General features: G+C 49.8%; 18 protein-coding genes. 2 read left to right on the top strand and 16 right to left on the bottom strand.

What is annotated here, in order from left to right; genetic code table 11:
• Positions 1-60 precede the first annotated feature (60 nt).
• The 12 genes from ACP4QI_RS02680 to hpaB form a co-directional block, all read right to left on the bottom strand.
• On the bottom strand, positions 61-2,013 hold the full coding sequence (locus ACP4QI_RS02680) for a hypothetical protein (protein ID WP_426495503.1): 1,953 nt from the start codon (positions 2,011-2,013) through the stop codon (positions 61-63).
• Between the two features lie 14 nt (positions 2,014-2,027).
• Positions 2,028-4,790: a glycosyltransferase family protein gene (locus ACP4QI_RS02685; RefSeq protein WP_426495504.1), complete on the bottom strand. Its 2,763-nt coding sequence runs from the start codon at positions 4,788-4,790 to the stop codon at positions 2,028-2,030.
• A 56-nt stretch (positions 4,791-4,846) separates the two neighbouring features.
• A complete protein-coding gene (gene wecC / locus ACP4QI_RS02690; protein WP_426495505.1) occupies positions 4,847-6,103 on the bottom strand; it encodes a UDP-N-acetyl-D-mannosamine dehydrogenase in 1,257 nt (418 codons plus the stop codon).
• A 69-nt stretch (positions 6,104-6,172) separates the two neighbouring features.
• Positions 6,173-7,348 (bottom strand): non-hydrolyzing UDP-N-acetylglucosamine 2-epimerase, encoded by a 1,176-nt coding sequence (wecB, locus tag ACP4QI_RS02695; RefSeq protein ID WP_142488114.1) that lies wholly within the window; start codon positions 7,346-7,348, stop codon positions 6,173-6,175.
• Positions 7,349-7,396: 48 nt separating this feature from the next.
• Positions 7,397-8,389: a CgeB family protein gene (locus tag ACP4QI_RS02700; protein ID WP_426495506.1), complete on the bottom strand. Its 993-nt coding sequence runs from the start codon at positions 8,387-8,389 to the stop codon at positions 7,397-7,399.
• Positions 8,390-8,533: 144 nt separating this feature from the next.
• Positions 8,534-9,736, bottom strand: a complete 1,203-nt coding sequence (locus ACP4QI_RS02705; protein ID WP_426495507.1) for a sugar transporter — start codon at positions 9,734-9,736, stop codon at positions 8,534-8,536.
• Positions 9,737-9,749: 13 nt separating this feature from the next.
• Positions 9,750-10,400 carry an ABC transporter ATP-binding protein gene (locus ACP4QI_RS02710; RefSeq protein WP_426495508.1) on the bottom strand — a complete coding sequence of 217 codons (651 nt, stop codon included), beginning with the start codon at positions 10,398-10,400 and terminating at the stop codon, positions 9,750-9,752.
• A gap of 12 nt (positions 10,401-10,412) precedes the next feature.
• Complete coding sequence (locus ACP4QI_RS02715; protein ID WP_426495509.1) at positions 10,413-11,213, bottom strand: ABC transporter permease; 801 nt, start codon at positions 11,211-11,213, stop codon at positions 10,413-10,415.
• 54 nt (positions 11,214-11,267) lie between these two features.
• Positions 11,268-13,031, bottom strand: a complete 1,764-nt coding sequence (locus tag ACP4QI_RS02720) for a polysaccharide biosynthesis/export family protein (RefSeq protein ID WP_103798363.1) — start codon at positions 13,029-13,031, stop codon at positions 11,268-11,270.
• Positions 13,032-13,048: 17 nt separating this feature from the next.
• The gene (locus ACP4QI_RS02725; protein ID WP_032174571.1) at positions 13,049-13,423 is read right to left on the bottom strand and encodes a hypothetical protein; all 375 of its coding nucleotides are present in this window, start codon (positions 13,421-13,423) and stop codon (positions 13,049-13,051) included.
• 484 nt (positions 13,424-13,907) lie between these two features.
• Positions 13,908-14,420 carry a 4-hydroxyphenylacetate 3-monooxygenase reductase subunit gene (locus tag ACP4QI_RS02730; protein ID WP_426495510.1) on the bottom strand — a complete coding sequence of 171 codons (513 nt, stop codon included), beginning with the start codon at positions 14,418-14,420 and terminating at the stop codon, positions 13,908-13,910.
• 16 nt (positions 14,421-14,436) lie between these two features.
• Complete coding sequence (hpaB, locus tag ACP4QI_RS02735; RefSeq protein WP_142488119.1) at positions 14,437-15,999, bottom strand: 4-hydroxyphenylacetate 3-monooxygenase, oxygenase component; 1,563 nt, start codon at positions 15,997-15,999, stop codon at positions 14,437-14,439.
• A gap of 376 nt (positions 16,000-16,375) precedes the next feature.
• Between hpaB and ACP4QI_RS02740 the strand changes: the two genes are divergently transcribed.
• Positions 16,376-16,831: a hypothetical protein gene (locus tag ACP4QI_RS02740; protein WP_426495511.1), complete on the top strand. Its 456-nt coding sequence runs from the start codon at positions 16,376-16,378 to the stop codon at positions 16,829-16,831.
• Between the two features lie 96 nt (positions 16,832-16,927).
• On the opposite strand, the gene hpaA is transcribed toward ACP4QI_RS02740, so the two are convergent.
• The 4 genes from hpaA to hpaH are packed head-to-tail and all read right to left on the bottom strand — an operon-like array spanning position 16,928 to position 20,806.
• Positions 16,928-17,818 carry a 4-hydroxyphenylacetate catabolism regulatory protein HpaA gene (gene hpaA, locus ACP4QI_RS02745; RefSeq protein ID WP_142488122.1) on the bottom strand — a complete coding sequence of 297 codons (891 nt, stop codon included), beginning with the start codon at positions 17,816-17,818 and terminating at the stop codon, positions 16,928-16,930.
• A 9-nt stretch (positions 17,819-17,827) separates the two neighbouring features.
• The gene (gene hpaX / locus ACP4QI_RS02750) at positions 17,828-19,174 is read right to left on the bottom strand and encodes a 4-hydroxyphenylacetate permease (protein ID WP_426495512.1); all 1,347 of its coding nucleotides are present in this window, start codon (positions 19,172-19,174) and stop codon (positions 17,828-17,830) included.
• Between the two features lie 21 nt (positions 19,175-19,195).
• On the bottom strand, positions 19,196-19,993 hold the full coding sequence (gene hpaI / locus ACP4QI_RS02755; protein ID WP_231313126.1) for a 4-hydroxy-2-oxoheptanedioate aldolase: 798 nt from the start codon (positions 19,991-19,993) through the stop codon (positions 19,196-19,198).
• 9 nt (positions 19,994-20,002) lie between these two features.
• Positions 20,003-20,806 (bottom strand): 2-oxo-hept-4-ene-1,7-dioate hydratase, encoded by an 804-nt coding sequence (gene hpaH / locus ACP4QI_RS02760; protein ID WP_159340101.1) that lies wholly within the window; start codon positions 20,804-20,806, stop codon positions 20,003-20,005.
• On the opposite strand from hpaH, the gene ACP4QI_RS02765 reads away from it, so the two are divergent.
• Positions 20,786-21,286, top strand: a complete 501-nt coding sequence (locus ACP4QI_RS02765; RefSeq protein ID WP_445730303.1) for a hypothetical protein — start codon at positions 20,786-20,788, stop codon at positions 21,284-21,286. The genes hpaH and ACP4QI_RS02765 overlap by 21 nt on opposite strands.
• Positions 21,287-21,323: the final 37 nt, after the last annotated feature.

The raw sequence follows: 21,323 nt of genomic DNA on the forward strand, positions 1-21,323 counted from the left end.
CATCACTTAATTAAGTTAAGTGTTGGTTTTTACAGGGCTCATATATTGACTATTTTTAAACTATTGAATATTATTATAAGTCCCTGCCGGATGAGTGCCTGAGAAATTGTAATTTTCAATGGGTGATGTTGTTGGTGTATACGAAATGTTATTTATTTTTAGAGCGGTAGAACGTCCCCAATTCCATGCCTCACAGTCTTTTGTAGCGACTACCGAAATAGTTAAGATAGTGTTTTTGGATTTTGGTATTTTTAACTCAAAACTTTCGCTCCCAGCCCAAATCGCTGCATCAGTTTCAAATATTACTGTGCCATTTAATTCAAAAACATAAGATATTCTATCTTTGTTGCTTGGGTTAAAATATTGATTTGTGATTTTAAATCCAAGTATAGCCTTGTTCTTTTGGGCTGGTATTTTAAAAGTTATTGTTGCTCTTGACTTGTCTAAAGGACCGCTATCCAAAATACCGAAAGTTATTTCATGATTATTATTTTCATAAGTTAGATTACATAATTCACATTCTGTTGATATTGTTAGGTCTGAGGGTATTTTCTTTGGTAATAGAATGTTTTCTATAAATTTAGAGATTTCTAATTGAGGTTGCTCTTCAATTATATTTTCATTATGAGTTGTGTCAATAGAGTATAGGTCATTGCCATATAATATATCTATCTTTTTTGAATCCGAAATTTTTCCGGTTTTCTTCAGTTCATTAATGTATAACTCTTTATTTGGGGGTGCTAATTGTTCGATCATCTCCAAATGAATATTTTCAATGTCATCATATTGGGTGCCACCATACGCGTCTTTTATCTTATTTAATAAAATAAAGCTATCGGCATTTAAAACAGACTTTGAAAACTGTAAGTCTATTTTATTAATTACGTGTTTGAATGATTGGTAATGTAGAACAAAAGATAAACCATTAAACCATTTATGAACAGTTGTGCTATCTATTTTATCAATGATGTTCTTTATATAAGGAGAGTTTTGAAAAAAGAAGTTGTAATCAAAATCTTTTGGGTTTTTATTTAATGATAAATTATATAAGGCATACTCAGCACATTTTGTACATGTCATACAGTATTTTTTGTCTGGCGCAGTAATAGCCTCGCACATAGTTAAGGCATTCATGGTATGAGTATAGGTTTCTGACACAGCTTTGAATGCGAAGTATTCAGAAATTGGATAGTTGAAATTATATAGTTGGAAGGGTCTGCCTAATATTTTTGATATTTTTTCTGAAATGTATTTATTGGGCTCGGTTCTGGAGCCATAAAAATATGGGCGGCAATTTCCATTGCTATCATGTGTATAATAATGGGTGTATTCATAACTAAAAGTTGCAAAACTAATTTCATGATAGATGCATGCTGGAAGCATAGTTCCTGAATACAAACCGATATGAAATGAATTGAGATATAATGTGCTTACAACTGAACGTATATTAGTCGATATTACTTGTTGTTTAATATCCCCTATCGATTCTTTCAATGGCTTTAGCATTAATGAATCACGACGCTTTTTCAGATCATTAATTTTGGACTCATCAGCAGGGAAAATATACGATAAAATCACAACATCATTAAAACCATACATGTTTGTTAGTGCATTTAAAGCGAAAAGCGAATCCTTTCCACCTCCATAAAGAACACCATGGCGATTGTTTTTTATTTTTTCATGCTCAATGGCGTTACTGCTATTATGCTTGTATATGGGAGTGAAATTTATATTTTTTGCTTTATGATAGGTTGCCCAGTAGGTTAGTAGATCATAATTAATCGGAGCCTTGAAAACAATATCGCTATCATCATGAGCATCTCTTAAAACAGGAATGAAGCATGATAGGAATATACTCCAAATCACATCTTCGCTCATTTCAGTAAGCGAAATGCCTGGATACTCAAAGTAGAAATTATTTTTCTTAAAGGCAATGCTTGGTTCTGATGTATACCAAGAAAAATTAACACGATCTTCGATAATTTCATATTTATCAACTAAATAAACTGTCATTTTTTTTCTCTTAATTATATTTCAGCTAGTTCTTTTTTAAGTTCGTGCTGGAGATTATGGCAATTTGATAAATATTCATCATCTGCAATAGTCCATGTATGGGCAGCAGTATTAGCATAGCGCATCTGGATAAAATTGTACTTGTCTGAAGAATAGATTATGAAATTGTTTTTCTTGCAATCGCTAAGAAAGTTCGTGTCTTCACCTCGATTACGGCTTTGGAATTTAACTTTGTCAAATACGCTTTTGCGAATAACAAGCGTGCCACCTGAAATAAAATCAGAATAACGGTTATCTTTTCCAGGCTGCTTTATAGCCATTACGTTTTGAGACTCAATATAGCAAAAATAAGAATCTTTACCAATAATGTCGGCACCGCTGAAATCGAATGCTAATAATGTATCGACTAGATAGTTTCTACCATAGATATCATCATCGTCCATCTTAGCTATATAATCACCAGTGGCATGAGTCACGCCATAATTAAGACAATCTCCTAAAGTTTTATCCTGAGAAAGTTGCAATATTTGTACGTTAGGTATTTCTTTGGTTTTTTCTTTAACAACACGAATATCGAAGGAGTCATTATTTAGGATTATAAGCAATTCTTTATTAGTATGAGCCTGACGTTGATAGTTACTAATCATAATATCAATATTTTTAGGGCGATTAGTGCACATTATGACTGAGACTTTTTTCCCTTCATTCTTGATACTTTCAATACCGAGTGTACTGAGTATTTGCTCTAAGCGCTGTTGATAAGAATGATTTTGCAGACAATGGCGTGCGGCTAAATGCCCTAATTGCTCTCGCTCAAATGGTGATTCCAATAATTGTTGGACAGCTTTCTTTGCTTCATTCTTATCATTAACAATACGAACATGTTCACCCAACATGGCTGCCATGCCATCAGAGTGAGTGGATATTACAGGAGTGCCGCATGCTAGAATCTCAAATACACGCCGTGAAAACATAGTTGGAGAATCTTGTACGGTGTTAATATTCAAGAATAACTTATATTGGCGATAAGCTGTAATCATTTGATCATAGTTTAATGAGCCAACTATAAATGGTTGATATTTCCCAGGGAAAATTCGTGATTCTCGATGTTGTTTTGCATAAAGCATGCGATCATAAACATGCAATTCACGGTGCATAGCTCCGTCCAGTACAATTTCAGTTTGTATGCGACGGGTATCATGACCATTGTTATACCAACTACCTGCGAAGCAAACTTCATAGGTCGGTAATTTTTTACTCTTGTCTCGGATAGGATTATGAATAGCAGGTTGAGCTGCGAATGCTAAAGGATAAACTCTGTTATGACCAACTCGGGTTTTGTATTTTTCTATAATCCCGCCATCAGTCGTAAAAATATAATCACAATCAGCCGCTACATCAATAAAAACATCATAATTTGTAGGGTCTTCTTTGTTCCAGAAGACTACTGGGATATTTTTTGATTTACAATATTGAATCGCTTCCCGTAGAGGGTCGCCTAAATGTTTTTTGTAGCTAGCCATAGTATAGGTCCATTCTCCATCATTGCCATTCCAAGCGGATTCGACAAAAAATAGAGACGGGTTAGCTGCGTCAATTTCCTCTTTCCAGTTTTTCTTAGTCAGTTGAACAAAGTTCGCCTCGTATCGGAAGCATTCATATGTAAACTTATCGCTGATAGATACAATATTTATATGCTGATTTCTCAATCGTGCTTTTGGTATAAAACTAGGCCACGAAATTTCATTTTTCAGGTTTGTATCATTGAAAACACCAGCCTGTTCAAGGAGGGTTTGCTTGATCATATTATTTAAAGGTGGATGTTCAAACTTCCCTTTACGCTTCGCTGCACGAATTTTTATTAATTTCTGAGGAAGCGACAATAAGCCAGCTAACTTATTTTGTTTAGCTTGTGAAATTGTTTTGCCAAGGCGATAGTATAATGATTTTTCAATCTTCTGCTTTTCATAGAGTGCTACCGCTAATTTACTTTTCAATTCTTCCAGATTATTTTTTTGTACAAGATTAGAGTCGGGAAGAGAACGAATACGCTTTTCAAATGAAGTTGTTAAGGCTTTAGCTTTAAGTTCAAAAATTCGAGAGACTTCTTCTTCATTTTGAGCGCCTTCAAATTTAATAGAGCTAATTGGAAGCATTTCCTCTGCAGTTATTTGCAAAGGTTTAATAGTTAGAGAACCTTTTCCTTTTAATCTGAATGCAATGCTAAAATAACAGGCCTTTTCGGGAGTTTCGAATTCAATTTTATTAAGCCCGTTGTATATCTGCTGAAATTTATGAGTGATGCGTTTATCTTCATCATACTGAATAATAAAAACTGCACAATCGGGGCGATTTTCACCGTATTCAGCGTTAAGATTTATACGATATTTATGGTTGCCATTAATACGCCATGCATTTCTGTCCAGCGGTATATTATCGATGTGCATACTGCCGGTCTGAAGATAGAAGGAATCACCGTCTGTTAGAGATATTGTTAGTGAGAGCACACCCGCGGTATCAACCGTGATGCTTTTATTCCGGTTATTATCAGCAGGTAATAACCAAGCATCGGCAACTTCTATATTGCTTATCTTATTAAACGAAAGGAGCGGATAATACTGCTCAACCCACTCGATTTGGTTAGTCTTGCGGGCTAATTGACGGTAAATTAAATCAAGGTGTTGATCATAAATTGAGAAAATAGTGTTTAGTTGATTTTCTTGCTGTGATGGTCGTTGGGTTTTTTGGGCGTTTTTTTTAGTAAGTCGATTTGACATAATAAAAGTTCTTATCACAAAATGGCCGGTGGCAACCGGCCGGAAATTAAAAGGGATTAATGAATGGCGTTAACGAAATCAAAGATCTTGCTATTAGGGATATCGCTTTTGCACAATCCTATGAATTCTTTGTGCTTTACAAGAACGACTACAACATCAGCCTCATTTAAAACATCTGATAGATTTTTCAACCTGACGTTACCATTATTCCCCAGCGTTCCAGGAAGTGATTCAATATTGGGTTCAACAGCCAGAATTTGGTAATTAGGATTGGCTGAAAGTTTTTTAGTAATATCCAAAGCCGGGCTTTCACGCAGGTCATCAATGTCTGGCTTAAATGCGAGACCCAGGCAGGCAATTTTCGGATTATTAATTCCAGCTACGGCTTTTTCAACTTGCTCTACTACATAACGGGGTTTGTAATCATTGACCAGGCGAGCCTGACGGATCATTTTTGCCTTCTCTGGATTCTGGTTAACGATAAACCATGGATCCACTGCGATGCAATGACCACCAACGCCACAACCCGGTTGCAAAATATTCACGCGTGGGTGGCGGTTAGCCAGAGAGATCAATTCCCACACATTGATACCCTGCTGATCGCAGATAAGAGATAATTCGTTGGCGAAAGCAATGTTAACGTCACGGAAAGCATTTTCGGTCAGCTTGCTCATTTCGGCAGTACGTGCGCTGGTCGCAATGCACTCACCTTTTTTAACGAACATCTTATAAACCTGCGTCGCCGCTGCGGTACTGGCTTCGTCCATACCGCCAATGATGCGATCGTTTTCGACCAGCTCGCGGATCACCTGGCCCGGCAATACGCGCTCTGGGCAGTGTGCAACAAAGATATCAGGGGTTTGGCCTTCAACTACCGTATGCGGGAAGGTCAAATCACTGCGTTCCTCGGCAAGCCATTTGGCCATCTGCTCCGTTGCACCTACCGGGGAGGTGGATTCCAGAACCACCAGATTGCCTTTTTCCAGCATTGGGGCCAGGGCACGGGAGGCACTTTCAATGTATTTCAGGTCCGGCTCGTGCTCTTCACCCTTAAATGGGGTCGGTACCGCAATCAGGAAGGCATCAGCTTTCTGCGGGCTGGTATGGGCAGTCAGATGACCATCATTGACGGCCCGTTTAACCAGGTCTTCCAGACCCGGCTCGACGATGTGAATCATGCCCTGATTGATGGTATCAACGGCGTGCTGATTAACATCCACGCCAACGACACGGATGCCGTTGCTGGCAATCACCGCTGCTGTTGGTAAACCAATATATCCCAGCCCAACAACAGAGATGGTTTCGAATTTCATTTTTATGCTCTCGACGGTTATAGAAAGGTATTTATCTTTGTCCCTAAAGACAATCGTGAAATGTGTAGATCAGGCAACCTGCAGGCTGCTATTGATCTGTTGTGCTAAAGCACCATCCAGACCCAGTACTGCCTCAACAATGCGTTGGCTGGTTTTGCCGTCCCCGTAAGGGTTATTCGCCTGGCTCATCATCTTATAGGCCAGCTCATCGTCCAGTAAGCGCACGGTTTCACTTACGATGGCCTCGTCACTGGTACCCACCAGACGCACAGTGCCAGCTTTTACCGCTGCTGGGCGTTCTGTTGTGTCGCGCATACACAGCACAGGTTTACCCAGCGTTGGTGCTTCTTCCTGGATGCCACCGGAATCGGTCAGGATCAGGTAGCTCTGTTTCATCAGATAGACAAACGGCAGATAATCCTGCGGCTCGATCAGATGCACATTGTTCAGACCCTTAAGGTTGCGATTAACCGGCTCCTGCACGTTAGGGTTAAGGTGAACCGGATACACAATCTGTACGTCATCACGCTGGGCCAGGGTTGCCAGGGCTTTACAGATACGCTCAAAACCGTCGCCATGGTTTTCACGGCGGTGGCCGGTTACCAGGATCAATTTTTTGCTTTGATCAAGGAACGGGAAGCGCCCGGCGAGATCGGCATTCATGTTTACGTTGCTGTCGATTCGCTGAGAAACCTCAAGCAGAGCATCGATGACCGAGTTGCCCGTCACGAAGATGGTTTCCGGAGCAATGTTTTCCATAATCAGGTTCTTCAACGAACTGATGGTCGGGGTGTAGTGCTGGTCAGCAATCCCGCCGGTCAGGCGACGCATTCCCTCCTCTGGCCATGGGGAGTAAATGTTGCCTGTGCGCAGGCCCGCTTCGACGTGACCGACAGCAATGCGATGATAGTAAGCTGCGAGGGTAGCGGCAAAAGAGGTTGCCGTGTCGCCATGCACCAGAATGCGATCGGGTTGGAAATCGGCAAATACCGGTTTCAGTCCTTGCAGGATGGCGGTAGTGACATCGGTCAGATCTTGGCCTGGTTTCATGATGTTGAGGTCATATTCTGGCGTGATTTCAAACAGATTAAGCACCTGATCCAGCATCTCTCTGTGTTGGCCGGTCACGCAGACTCTGACATCAATATCACGGGTAGCCTGGAAAGCCTTGACGATTGGCGCCATCTTAATCGCCTCTGGTCTGGTACCAAATACGATCAGCACCCGCTGCACTTTTATAGGCATAGAAATATTCCTTTATGAGTTAATTGGTTTTATTAATTGGCTGTGTTTTTAATTGAGGCCAATATCACTTTTTATTTGCTTCAACCGATGCTGCCATGTGTGCTGATCAAGCACGATATCTCTGGCCTGTTGGCCCAGTTGATTTCGTTGCTGGCTGTTGTTTTGTAAGTCATTACACCAGTCGCGTGCTTCGGTACCGTCTTTGACAGAGATAATACTGTCGCCGAACATATTATCCATCGCCATCGAGGGTGTGCTGATAATAGGGCAGCCTGCTGCCGCTAACTCAAAGACTCTGCGGGATAACATGGTTGGTGAATGGCTGATTGTATTAAAATTAAGGTAAATCTGATATTGCTGATAGGCCTTTGCTACCAATAATGGTGATATGGCGGGCTTGCAATAAGGCTGTAACTTATCAGGAAAACTACAGGCTTTGCTCTTTTGCCAGAACCTGTCAAAAATGATCAATCCATGGCTGCGGAGTGCGTATAGTATCTCTTCCTGCGCCTTGCTCCGTTCCACCAGTTCATTGCCGTAATAGCCTCCTAAAAAGACCACCCCTGATTTGCGTTCATCCCTGACGGGTTGATGGAACCAACGGGGTTGGGCAGCGAACATTAAGACCCCAACATGCTGGAATGAATGGTGGGGCAGGGCACGATAGCGATCTAAAGAATTTGCATCCGTGGTATACACCACATCGAACATGGCGGCTGCGTCTGCAAACCGATCAAAATGGAAAGGATCTTCTTTATTCCAGAATATGGTCGTTATTTTTCGTTTATGGCAAAAATCCAGTAACTTACTGAGTTCGGGTTTAGTGGGAGATGTATGCCCATAGCTGGCAATTTTACCTTGCCAGCTATTTTTATATCCTCGCCAGGCAGACTCTACAAGCAGAAAGTCGGGTTTGAAAAATCTCAGCTTCCATTGCCAGTCAGTCGGTGTTATCTGAATAAGATCTGCATCTGGTGACAAACTAAATGTTGTGAAAATATCCGCCACTATTGCGATGCGTGGCCGTTTTTTATTATTCAAAACAATTTACTCACAGTGAGATTCGATTGTAGTGGATATTCGATTCTGCATTGACACACCGTTATATTCCTTGAGCCAGGTGGGGGATAAACCCCACCTTTGTCAGCGCAGAAACCTTTGTTTTATTTCAACACAATCTTGCTATCAGTCCTGATGCTCACGCAGGGTCGCCAGGCCCATCACAATCAGGCCATAGAACAGGCAAAGCAGTACGCCAATGGTTGCGAGGTTATAGAGACGACGCGGGTATTCAGCATCCTGAGCCTGAGTAGGCTGTGTAATAACTAGCAGGTGTTTAAGTTTGCGATACGCCTCGACGCGAGCTTGTTCCAGACTGATAAGACCGGTTTTATAGATATCCGCTGCCAGGGTGGCCTGGGTCTGCACATCCATATAGCGTGCGGTGACTTCGTTCATTGCATCTTTATCTGTACCGGTCAGCCTTCTTTGTTCCTGAGCCAGTTGCTCCGTTAAGGCATCAACCCGGGTTTGCACAGAAATGACGGCGGGTGCTGTGGCTTTCATATAACTCTGCAGCTGTTTTAACTGCGCCTGTTGCTGTGCCAGTTCGCCTTCAATCTGGCTGACTACGCCCAACCGCGCTGTGCTGGTTGTTTCAGGGCTAATCAAATGATGGGTATTTTGAAAATCCAGCACCTTCGCCTTTTCATCCTGCACCCGCTGATAGGCACGATTCACCTCTTTTTCAACGAATGCCAGTTGTTCCAGTGCCACCTGGTGGCTCAGTTTGTTGATAAAGCTTTCAGATTCCTTCAGCATCACGCCAACCACGCGCTGACCGTAGGCAGGGTCAAAGGCTTGTAATTCTATTGTCAGCACGCCGGAAAGGTCGTCCAAGTGTATTGTCAGGTGATTCCGATAATATTGAATAAACTGTTCCTGACTGACGTTGTCTGGCAGACGGGAAAAATAATCCACGTCATGGCTTTGATAATGGGTTTTCAAGCCCAATTCTTTATCAAGTTTGCCAAGGAGATCAGGTGACTTAAGATAATCTTGGACTAATAATACATCCTGATGGTTGCTACCCCCAAGACCTAGCATCGACAATGCGTCGGGCAACATTTTGATCTGGTCGGCTTGTTTAATGACTATCTCCGCTCGGCTTACATAGCGGTCTGAAGCAATGAAACCAAAATAGACCACGGCAATAGCAAAACAACCTAACACCCACATAAAGCTACCCATTTTTAAGCTCTGTTTCCATGAGCGATGGGCTAGACGATATCCGCTGGAATCGATTATAAAATGTTTCGGCTTGGTTTTTAATTTATGGAGCTTACGCATCAAGCCAGAAGATTTGTTGGAACGAATTGGCTGGGTCATAATTTAGTGGCTTTTATAAATTTTCATAAATACGGATGGCGTCGTCAATGTTATCGAATAACTCAAGAGTGCCGTTGCGTAGCAAAATTCCCATATCGCATTGTTGACGTAAATTTTTCATATCGTGCGACACCATAATCAGGCTGGCGGTTTCACGTTTTTGATTGAAGGTATCAATGCATTTCTGCTTAAAACGGGCATCCCCCACCGACATAATTTCGTCTGTAAGGTAGATATCAAAATCGAAGGCCATACTGACGGCAAAGGAAAATTTCGATCTCATACCGCTGGAGTAGCCTTTAATCGGCAGTTCAAAATGCTGATCAATTTCCGAGAACTCTTTTACCCACTCTTCAATTGCTCTCGTGTCTCGCACGCCATGTATTCGGCAGACAAAACGGGTATTTTCCCTTCCGGTCATACTCCCTTGAAACCCCCCCCCCAGCGCCAAAGGCCAAGAGACGCGACAGTGACGGCTAACTTTGCCCTTGCTAGGCATATCCATTCCACCTAGCAGTCGCAGCAGTGTAGATTTACCCGCCCCGTTGGCACCCAAAATGCCAATATTACGATCGCGCGGCAGTGTGATACTCACATCGCGCAATACATAGTTGCGGCCAAATTTGGTTGGATAATATTTTGATACGTTATCGAGAATAATCATACGAATTCTGCTTTAGCTGGCAATCAGGCGACGATGGCTCAAGCGATAGCAACTCATGGCAAACGTCAGTAGCACTAATGTTACCCCGGATAAATAGCTCCAACTGGCATTAGGGCTAGCATAACCGCTTATCCATCCTGAACGAATCAACTCAAGGGCATGTACCAAGGGATTCCATAAAAACCAGTGCTGGTATTGTGCAGGTATGGTTGCAAGTGGAAACATGACACACGAAATAAACATCAGCGGCATCATTAACAGACCAAGAAATTTATCTGCTTCTGGAACCAAAGTACTCATCACGCAAAAGACAATACCAAGGGAAAAAGAAAATACCATGAGCAATACATAGCCGAAGATAACCCTTAAAGGATCTGCGGGGATGGCCTCGAATCCAAACCACAGCAGACCCAGTACCAAAATTCCACCCACCACCATCCCAACCATAGCCTCTAGCATGAATCGGGCAATAAAAGTGGAAAAGGGTGTTACTTGGCGATAACAAAACAAACCCATATTAGCTTTTACTGCGGACTTAAGCTGGTTTACAACTTTGTTAAAAAACAGAAAAGGAAGATAACCTGCTGTAATAAAAACCTGCGCAGGGACTCCACCAAAACCGCTGTGCCCGCGCATCCCGAAAATCGCACTAAACAGACCAATCATCAATAACGGATCCAACAGCGCCCAGGCATACCCCAGTCGGTAACTCCCAAATCGTGTTTTCAGTTCACGTATAAGCAGGCCAAACGTTACATCACGCAGCACCTGGAACGAGCTGCGGGGCGTTTGATTGAGAACAGGTTTAAGCATGAGAAGGCCGATATAACAGAACGGGCCCGCGATGAGGCGAGCCCGCTATAAGGGTTAATTCAGGACCACGTTGGCCGCCACGGCAACCTGATAGATGACCTGGGTAATATCTTTGATGGACTGCATCATTTTGCTGTCCACTTTCGGCATGACCAGAATCTGATCGCCTGCCATCACATCACCGCCGTCTTTAAACTCCATCAGCCCGTTGGCATGTACCACGGCAATACGCTGGTCGTTCGCACGATCGGTAAAGCCGCCCGCCCAGGCCACATAGTCTTCCAGGGTGGCGCTTTTGTTGTAGACCACTGCCTGCGGCATCATCACTTCGCCACCCACCTGAATCAGGTCGGTCTTGTTCGGGATCACAATCTGGTCGCCCTGTTCCAGTAGGATGTTGGCAATCACGCCCTTATCCGACACCACCACTTTCCCCAGCGGCTGGATCTTGCGGGCTTTTTCCACGAAGCGCATCACCAGCTCGGCTTCTTTGGTACGAATGGAAGCCTCACCGTCGGAATTTGCTGGCGCGGTAAACACGCTGCGCTCCAGGCGATTCAGGGAGTCTTCCAGCATCTCTTTCTGCCGTGCGGCCACGCTCTTACGCATGATGTAGATCGAGCCGTAATCTGCCATGTTCGGGTCAATCGGAATATGGTTCAGCAGATCGTGCAGTCGGGTCTCTTTACGCACGGTGAAGTAAGATGGCCCACGGTAGCTGCCCATCACCTGCACGTCGTAAACCTGGGCATGCATATCGTCGTTGAACAGCACTTTGTCGCCGTCGCTCAGCTGAATACGGTCAAAATCTTTATACGGCATATAGACCGAGAACGGGCCGCTGGCGCGATCGCCAATCACGCCCACGTGGCTCACCTTCGCGAGCGGCAGGGCGTAATCGATAAGCTCGGAGCCCAGCGCGCTGCTGTTCTTTAACTCGAAGCGGAACGGGTTGCGCACTTTACCGGCCACGTTGATCATCGGCCCCTGCGGTTCAACCAGGATCACGTCCTGATCCTTCAGCGCCAGCTTCGGCATTTTGCCCTGCTGCATAAACTCGTACAGGTCGATCTGCTGAATGACCCGGTTCTGACGCAACACCTTAATATGACGGTAGCTGCCGCGATCGGAGTCGATACCGCCGGCGCGTTTCAGGAAATAGAGCACGCTGTCGGAAGACTGGCCGGCATATTGCCCCGGACGGATCACCGGGCCGGTCACAAATACGCTGACCGGCGTTGCCGTAAGTAAATTTACGTAAACATTAACGTTATTGGTAAATACTTCACTGATGTGGCTGGTAACTAAGTTATTGACTTTACTTGCCGCTACGTTTTTTACATTAATCGGCCCGACATCAGGGATGAAAATATTACCCTGATTATCAACGGTGACGACGTTGGAGAAATTGACTGCGCCCCAGATCCAGATATTCAGCTTATCGCCGGGAGCGATCAGGTAATTATCAGTCAGACCGTCGCTGCGCTCGGTTTCATAGCCACCGGCAAACAGGTTGGCACCATAAGGAGGGGGCAGGCCGGACTCGGACTGCGGGAGTAATTTACGCACGTCGGACTCGCCCGGCAGTAACATGCCCTGGCGGTTTTGCTGCGTAAAAGTCCCGGTGGTAGAGGAGGTGTTCGCCTGACCGCTCATCGCCTGGTCACCGCCGAGTTGCAGTCGGCCGTCGCCGGTATCTGCCGGGGTGTTCATTCCAAAGGCCTGAGCATCTTCCTTAGAAGGGGCGGCAATGGCAGCGCAAGAGGCGCAGGCCAGCAGCAGAATGGCACTCAATTGCCGAAATTTCGTTATCTTCACAACATTTCTCTTCAAAATTATTGAACGGCAAGCAAGTTGCTGGCAGATGCCTGTTCCAGTTGCGGTATCAGATACCAGGTATCACCATTCTTGCAGGTCACGCCGCGCTGCGACTGGTTGTAATTACGGTTACGCAGCAGTTCAATGCATTCCAGCCCCAGGGCAGAGACATAGCGCTGACCCAGGGTAAAGGTGGTGCCATTGGCGCTAAGAGTAGCGCCCTGCGGCAGGGTGTTCAGAGGTTGTTGCAGGTTAGCTGCCATAGCGTGGAGATCGGTCGAAGCGGCTTGATTTACAAGCGGTCTTGAGGCTTCAACCTGCTTCGGGGAATATGCACAGCCACTCAGGATGAGGGCGAGCGAAATCACCAGAAGGCGAGTTGCGTTCTTCATTTGTAAATATTTTCCATGTATTCGGAACCTGGCGTGTAAATATAAAAATTCGTAGGTACCCGACTGTTTATATTGCCCAAAAAGTTGACCCGAAGGCCAGGGAGCAGAGGCGCATAGCTGAGGAAGTGAAGCAATAAAGGGCAAAAAAAAGGTAGGCTACCGCACGGAAAATGACGATTCCGGTTAGAAAGTGTTCAATTTGCTTTAGGGTGCTGCCATAAAAAAACTATTCAGTAAACAACTAAATCGTTTTTTATTATTCATGAAAGTGTTTTTGTGAGGCGAAGATTACATAAATTTGCAGATTGTGTCATTTCAAATTTCAGAAATCAGCTCTGAAAAAGGGGAAAAGTCCGAAAGACTATTAACTCTGGTGGGGGTCGCAAAAGCTTATATTGGACATTAGTTTCTGATAGTGATTGTTTCAATTTAAGAGAGTGGAAAACAAATAAGCGCCAGCCGAAATTCGACTGGCGAAGGGGTATTAAACGGTTATTTCTTGTTCAATTAACACCGGATGAAATCTGCGCTTAAAGTAAATCAGGCCGTGTCCCTCCTGGCTCAGGATGATATTTTTGATCGCCACCAGGTAAACCAGATGGGTGCCGATGGTCTGCACCTGGGTTATCTCACCTTCCAGGCTGGCCAGCACCTCTTTTAATACCGGCTGGGCCAGCTGGCCTTTTTGCCAGCAGGAGAGCGTAAACCGCTCCTCCATTGCCATACCGGTCATCCCGGCAAAATGACGCGCCATTATCTCCTGCTCGTGGTTGAGCACATTAATACACAGCTTGCCGTTGCCCTGAAATACCGGGTTCATGGCGCTGTTAGCATTCAGGCACACCATCACCGACGGCGGGGTATCCGTCACCGAGCAGACCGCGGTGGCGGTGATGCCGCAGCGTCCGGCTTCGCCGTCAGTGGTAATCACATTGACCGCCGCAGAGAGGCTGGCCATCGCGTCGCGAAAACGCAGGCGTTGTTCATCATGTTGCATATTGACCTCCGCCGCGTTATTTCAGCAGCTTGTCGAGCAGGTTGATATCGGTGTTGTTGTGCAGGTGTGGAACCGTCCAGCCGTTCTGGTCGTACTCAGACAGGCAGCGGTCGACCATCGCCATCATCTTGTCCATGTTGCCGGAGGTCTGCGCCTGGCGCAGACACTGCAGGCGGATTTCGTCCTGGCTGCCGGAGTAGTTGATCTCATACAGCTCGTGGCGGCCGCCGAACTCGCTGCCGATGGCATCCCACATCAGTTTCAGGATCTTGATGCGCTCCACGTGGTCCATGCCGTTGGAGCCGCGCACGTATTTCGCCAGGTATTTATCGATCTGCGGGTTGTTGAGATCCCGGGCGCTGGACGGCAGGTAGATCAGGCCGCTGGTGACGTTGCGCTCGATGATATTTTTGATCTTCGCGTAGGCCATCGGCGCCATGACGCGGTAGGTTTGCAGCGCCGCGTGATCCGGCAGGTACGCGCCGTTCACCCACGGGGTCGCTTCCGAGCACATGGAGTCGCTCAGCGCCCAGAACATATTGCGCCAGGCCACCACTTCACCCAGATCGGCCTGTACGCCGCGGAACTCGGCCGTACCGGTGCACTCCAGCGATTTTTTCAGCAGGGCGGTGATGAAGTCGAGCTTCACCGCCAGACGTACGCAGGCCTGGAGAGGGTACATTCGCGCGAAGCCGCCCTCCATGGTCCAGCGGCGGCAGCGGTCGAAATCGCGGTAGATCAGCACGTTCTCCCACGGGATCAGCACGTTATCCATCACCAGGATCGCATCGTTCTCGTCGAAGCGGCTGGTGAGCGGGTAGTCGTAAGGGGAGCCGGTCGCGCCGGCCACCAGCTCGTAGGAGGCGCGGGAGATCAGCTTCACGCCTTCGGCATCCATCGGGGCGACAAACATCAGGGCGAAGTCCGGGTTGTCGCCCATCACCTGCGCCGAGCCAAAGCCAATCATGTTGTAGTGGGTCAGCGCCGAGTTGGTAGCGACCACTTTCGCGCCGCTGACGATGATCCCGGCGTCGGTCTCTTTTTCCAGTTTGATATAGACATCTTTCACTTCGTCGGCCGGCTTGTGGCGATCGATCGGCGGGTTGACAATAGCGTGGTTAAAGTACAGGCCGGTTTCCTGAATGCGGGTATACCAGTTGCGGGCGTTCTGCTCGAACTGACCATAAAAGGCCGGGTTAGCGCCCAGCGCACAGCCAAAGGCCGCTTTGTAGTCCGGGGTGCGTCCCATCCAGCCGTAGCTCAGGCGTGACCACTCGGCGATGGCATCGCGCTGCTGACGCAGGTCGTTGGCACTTTTCGCGACGCGGAAGAACTTATGGGTGTAACCGCCGCTGCCGGTATCGGTGTTCCAGCACAGCGTGTCCTGCATGTCGGGTTTGTGCAGCGCATCGTACAGCTGCGCGACCGAGGCCGCCGCATTGCGAAACGCCGGATGGGTGGTCACATCTTTTACACGTTCGCCGTAGATGTAGATCTCCCGGCCATCCTGCAGGCTCTTCAGGTACTCTTCGCCGGTTAACGGGCGGGTAGTGCTAGCGCGGAAATCTTCAGGTTTCATGGCGACCTCTTCAGTATTTATCGGATATTAAATGTTAAATTTATGTGTTGTTTTTGTTGTTTAATTGAAGCGTGAGAGAGGCGGGACGTGAAGGGACGAATGGGTCAACGACGGGTACTTTTCAGGCGGAGGTGAGAATTGTGATCGGGGTGGGTTTTGCCGGGTGGCGGCTTCGCCTTACCCGGCCTACGTTCTGTAGCCACCTGCTTCTGGAAGCATGCTCGCAAAGTTCAAAGTAACCCTATTAAACACAAGGTTTTGGCTTTTTTTTGTGTTCGTTGAGTCGTAAGGTGCCTGTGTTGCGGCGATAACCGCAGCCGGGCGTGAGAACCTGAAAACACGAGGTAACTTCCATTCATAATGTAAGGAGTGCCTTATGGCTACTATCCCAACCCCGTCTTGCTCCCACTTCGAAGAAGACGTTCTCCACCAAATCATTACCCAACCCCTCCCGGCTTCGGCAGATCTCTTCGACGTCGCGGACGCGTGCGCCGCATTTGTTTGCGTCCTCATCGACACTCACGACGATGAAGCAAGCCATGCCCTGTGCGGGCGTTTATTGCAGGCGTTAAACCAGTTTCGCCATCTTTGTGATGAGGATTTACCGCCGCATCTCATTGAGCAGCTGATCGCGGGTGAAAGCGTAACCTCGTGCATTCCCGATTGCTGGCAGGAAACCGCCACGCTGGTGGAGTATGCCCAGGCGCTTACCCAGGCATTGTTGAGCAATACGCTGCCGCCACCGGTGGCAAAATCCTTAAAGGGGTTGCTGCATGACGTGGTGTATCTGTTGGCGGAATTCGTGAAGGAGCCGTATCTGACCGTGCATTGATCCTGTGCGGCCTGTTTGCCGGGTGGCGCTAACGCTTACCCGGCCTACGATCCGTAGCCCCGGTAAGCGCAGCGCCACCGGGGGAAGCGTGCGCCGTCACGACACCGGCACTTTCTGCGCCCGATACATACTCGGCGAGCATCCCACCAGCCGGTTAAAAAACCGGGCAAAATAGGCCGGGTCTTTAAACCCCAGCTGCCAGGCAATTTCGCTGACCGTGTTGTCGGAGAAGAGCAATAGCCGCCTGGCCTCGCGCAGCTGGCGGTCGAAGATGAGGCGTTTTGGTGGCCGGTTGGCGAAGCGGCGACAGATGTCGGTCAGCCGCGACTCGGTGAGGTGCAATTCGCGGGCAAAATCCGGCACCGTCCAGTGCTGGTGGTAGTGACCGTCAACCATCTGGTTGAAACGCTGGAACAGTTTCAGCTCGCCGCGCATGCCGTTGGCGGCGTGATCGTCCAGAGGGGCGTTGCGCAGCAGTAGGGTAAATACCGCCTGCGCCAGCAGCGCCAGAGTATGTTCCCGCCCGGCAAGCTGGGCGGTGGACTCCCGTTCAATCAGCCGCCAGTAATGAGAGAGCGCCGCCAGCTCATCCGGTTTATCCGCTAACGACAGGCAGATCCCCGGCAGCCCGAAGGTCTCCCGGGTGCCGGGATAGAGCACCTCGAGCAGCGGCCAGATCAGATCCTCGTGCACCGTCAGCACGTGGCCGTCGCTGTCCGATTCGGTAAAGAACGCGTGCGGCACCGACGGCGGGGTGAGGACAAACAGCGGCGCCTGCACCGAATAGCGATGATCGTCCAGCTGCAGCTCAATCTGCCCGGTATCGAGAAAGTGCATCTGAAAATAGTGGTCGTGGCGATGGGCCTGCATATCGCGGCCAAAAAAGGCCGCCATACGGCCAAAGGACTGATAATGCACATCGTCCGTCCCCAGACTCTCGTCGTACTCTTTGCTGATGTCGATATTGGCAATCGGGCTCTGGCACATAATCGCTCCTTAATGGATCTTCTGCGCCGCCATCCCCGGCGCGCTTTCACGGCTCTCCTGGCGGGTCATCGGGATCCGCGTCAGTACCAGCGCCCCCACCACCAGCAGCCCGGCCACGAACCACAGCCCGGAGCTGAAGCTGCCGGTGGCGTCGCGCAGAATGCCGATCAGCAGCGGGCTGACGGCGGAACCGACGTTGCCGATGGCGTTGATCACCGCCAGCGCCACCGCCCGGGACTGGAGGCTAATAACCTGATCCGGGGTGGTCCAGAAGATCGCCATGGCGGTAAACGACCCGGTTGAGGCCATGATGATGCCAAGCAGCTGGATCAGGCTGTGATTGGTCGCCGACGCCAGCAGCCATCCCGCCGCCGCAAACAGATACGGCAGGATGGTGTGCTTTTTTCGCTCTTTCAGCCTGTCCGAGCGGCGGCTCCACCACAGCATGCCAAGGATGGTACAAAACTGCGGGATCGCCGCCAGCAGGCCAATCACGATATTGCTGCTGCCGGTGTTAAAGCTCTGCAGGATCTGCGGCGTCCAGATGTTGATGGCGCTCAGGGTGTTGGTCAGACAGAAATAGGCCAGAGTGTAGAGCAGCACCGCCGGAGTCAGCACTTCACGTAGCGTCGAACGCGGCGTAGCGGCATGCGCCACGGCGTTCTCCTGCTCGCGGGCGATCATCGTTTTCAGGGTCTGCTTCTCTTCGTCGTCCAGCCAGGTGGCCTGATCCGGCGTGTCGTTCAGGAAGAACCAGGTCACCACGCCAAGCACCACCGACGGCAGTCCCTCCAGCAGGAACAACCACTGCCAGCCCTTCAGGTTCCACAGCCCGTCCAGCGCCAGAATATAGCCCGAGAGGATCGAGCCCAGCATCATGGTCACCGGCATGGCGATCATAAACAGCGCGTTGGCGCGGGCGCGATGATAGGCGGGGAACCACCAGGTCAGATAGACCAGGATCCCCGGCAGGAAGCCGGCTTCGGCAATGCCCACCAGCATACGCAGAACGTAGAGCGTCTGTGGGCTGGTGGCGAACATGGTGCAGGTCGAGGCGATGCCCCACACCACCATGATCCCGGCGATCCAGCGGCGCGCACCGATCTTCGCCAGCATGATGTTGCTGGGGATCCCGCACAATACATAGGTGACGTAAAACAGCGTCGCCGCCAGGCCAAACATGGTTGAAGTCAGGCCCAGATCTTTCCCCATCGTCAGCCCGGCAAAGCCGATGTTGATGCGATCGAGGAACGAGAAGACGAACAGAATAAAGAGAAACACGATCAAACGACGGAACAGCTTATTAATGACGCGATGTTCAACGGCTTTATTATCTTGCAGGGTAGAGGTCGTCATGGTGCGCTCCAGATCTTACGTTTAGTAGACGGATTTATTGTTATTAACTGACGTAACCGGTTTATCGATAAAGCGTGCCGCCAGCGCCTCGGCGCTGCGGGCGAGCAGGGTGGTATCCACGCCGACGGCAACAAACAGCGCCCCGAGTTCGAGGTAGCGACGGGCCAGCTGTTCGTTGGCCATCAGGATGCCGGGGGCTTTACCCGCGGCACGGATCTGCGCGATCGCCTGCTCAATGGCGGCCTGCACCTCCGGGTGCTGGGGGTTACCGGCAAAGCCCATGTCGGCGCTGAGATCCGCCGGGCCGATAAAGACGCCGTCCACCCCGTCCACGTCCAGGATTTGCGGCAGGTTCTTCAGCGCCTCGCGGGTTTCAATTTGCACCAGCACGCACATGGCCTCATTGGCCTGATGCAGGTAATCGGGAATGCGGTTCCAGCGTGACGCTCGCGCCAGCGCGCTGCCGACGCCGCGAATGCCCGCAGGCGGATAACGTGTCGAGCGCACCGCCAGACGCGCTTCGTCGGCATTCTGTACCATCGGCACCAGCAGGGTTTGCGCGCCCACGTCCAGCAGCTGTTTGATCTGTACCGGATCGTTCCACGACGGGCGCACCACCGGCTGGCTGGGGTAGGGGGCCACGGCCTGCAACTGGGTCAGGACGGTTTGCACGTTGTTGGGGGCGTGCTCGCCGTCGATCAGCAGCCAGTCGAAGCCTGCTCCGGCCAGCAGCTCGGCGCTGTAGCTGCTGGTCAGCCCCAGCCATAAGCCGATTTGCGGTGTTCCGGCTTTCAGGGCGTCTTTAAAGGCGTTATTCATGCTCTTTCCTTATACAAAGCGGCAGCTGATGGAGCCCATGTTGCCGTAATCGACATGGAAGGTGTCGCCCTTGCTGGCGGTGACCGGGCGGGTGAAGGAGCCGCCGAGGATGATCTGTCCCGGCTCCAGCTGCACGTCATACGGCGCCAGCTTGTTCGCCAGCCAGGCCACGCCGTTGGCCGGGTGGTTGAGCACCCCCGCGGCGACGCCGGTCTCTTCGATCACCCCGTTGCGGTAGAGCAGGGCGGAGATCCAGCGCAGATCCAGCTCGTCCGGGCGGATCGGGCGGCCACCGAGGATCACCCCGGCGTTGGCGGCGTTGTCGGAGATGGTGTCGAACACTTTGCGCGGGCGCTGGGTTTCAGGATCGATGTTGTGGCAGCGGGCATCGATCAGCTCCAGCGCCGGGATCACGTAATCCGTGGCGTTATAGACGTCGAACATCGTGCAGTTCGGGCCGCGCAGCGGTTTCGCCAGCACGAAGGCCAGCTCCACTTCGATGCGCGGGACGATAAAGCGGTCGGTGGGGATATCGCTGCCGTCGTGGAAAAACATGTCGTCGAGCAGGGCGCCGTAGTCCGGCTCGCTGATCTGCGAGCTGGCCTGCATCGCTTTTGAAGTCAGGCCGATCTTGTGGCCCTTCAGGGTGCGGCCTTCGGCGATTTTCAGGCTCACCCATTCGCGCTGCACGGCGTAGGCGTCTTCAATGGTGATCGCCGGGTAATCCAGCGAGATCGCGCGGATCTGCTCCCGGGTCTGTTCCGCCTGATGCAGGCGATGGGCAATCAGGGTATGGGTCTGTTTGTCGAGCATGGCGGTTTCCTGTGGCATTGCCGGGTGGCGCTGGGCTTACCCGGCCTGCGGTTCGGTGCTGCTGTGCCGGGTGGCGCTTCGCTTACCCGGCCTACGGTTCGGTGCTGCTGTTGCCGGGTGGCGCTGCGCTTACCCGGCCTACGGTTTGGTGCTGCTGTGCCGGGTGGCGCTACGCTTACCCGGCCTACGGTTCGGTGCCGCTGTGCCGGGTGGCGCTGGGCTTACCCGGCCTACGGTTCGGTGCTGCTGTGCCGGGTGGCGCTACGCTTACCCGGCCTACGGTTCGGTGCTGCTGTGCCGGGTGGCGCTGGGCTTACCCGGCCTACGGTTCGGTGCTGCTGTGCCGGGTGGCGCTTCGCTTACCCGGCCTACGGTTCGGTGCTGCTGTGCCGGGTGGCGCTGGGCTTACCCGGCCTGCGGTTTGGTGCTGCTGTGCCGGGTGGCGCTTTGCTTACCCGGCCTACGGTTCGGGGTCGTTGACGTTGTAGGCCCGGTAAGCGAAGCGCCACCGGGCATC

The organism is Leclercia sp. TB492 (assembly GCF_049974505.2).
Classification (GTDB): domain Bacteria; phylum Pseudomonadota; class Gammaproteobacteria; order Enterobacterales; family Enterobacteriaceae; genus Enterobacter; species Enterobacter adecarboxylatus_C.